Source organism: Weissella paramesenteroides ATCC 33313 (assembly GCF_000160575.1).
Classification (GTDB): domain Bacteria; phylum Bacillota; class Bacilli; order Lactobacillales; family Lactobacillaceae; genus Weissella; species Weissella paramesenteroides.
This window is the reverse complement of record NZ_GG697139.1, coordinates 1-833: the sequence shown is the minus strand read 5'-3', so window position 1 is coordinate 833 and position 833 is coordinate 1. Positions and strand designations below refer to the sequence as shown.

Sequence of the window (833 nt, the reverse complement as noted above, 5' to 3'; positions counted from 1 at the left end):
TCTGCAGAGTTAACTGTGCTTGTTGCTTGTGCTGTCACATGTAGGCCGCCCCCATTGACTATAACAACTTTTGGTCCATCTAAAGTTAAGTTAGCATTGTCAATAATTTTACGCAATGCCGCTTTTGCTGAAATTGTATTATTAATTTCTTTAATACCTTTATCACGACCAGAAGTCCCTAGATTATCAATTGGAATACCCCCTAGGGTAAACTCAACAAATTGATCAAAAGCCCAAACTTTTGGCATTGGAAAACCTAAATTACCAGAAAATCCTGTCGACATATCTGCTACATAAGCGCTAGTGACTGCACCAGCTGCTGCCGCACGTGAACAAACATTACGAGTACCATAAATACCAACTTTATAGCCTGACAATTGATTAGCGACTGCTTTAATATAAGGGATAATTGTCGCATCAATGTTACCATCTTCAACATCCAAATCAGCTGCAAAATAAATGGTTGCTCCACTTGGAATACCCAACGCACGAGCTGCTTGACCAGCTAAATTAGCATCTTTGATCCCTTGTGACTCTGAAAAGTAACCAAGAACACCACCACCATCTTGATAGATTGGTACAACACTAATACCTGCCGAAATAATATCATGCAACTCCGTACGCGTTAAATATTTATTTCTTTCAGCGGCACCATCACCAACCGATCCAGTCAAGTAACGCCCAATGATTTTATATCCTTGTGACTTTAGGTAATTAACATCATTTGCTGTTAATTGTTTAGAGGTATCCATTGCTGAGGCATCACGATTAACATTACCATTACTGGTTAACAAGCCCTTAATAACTGTTAAATCAGCGATACTGGTATATGG

The 833-nt window shown here is 39.1% G+C and carries 1 protein-coding gene; it reads right to left on the bottom strand.

The window, feature by feature from the left end; genetic code table 11:
• The coding region (locus HMPREF0877_RS09715; RefSeq protein WP_002829240.1) for a glycoside hydrolase domain-containing protein at window positions 1-833 on the bottom strand (833 nt) is incomplete at both ends.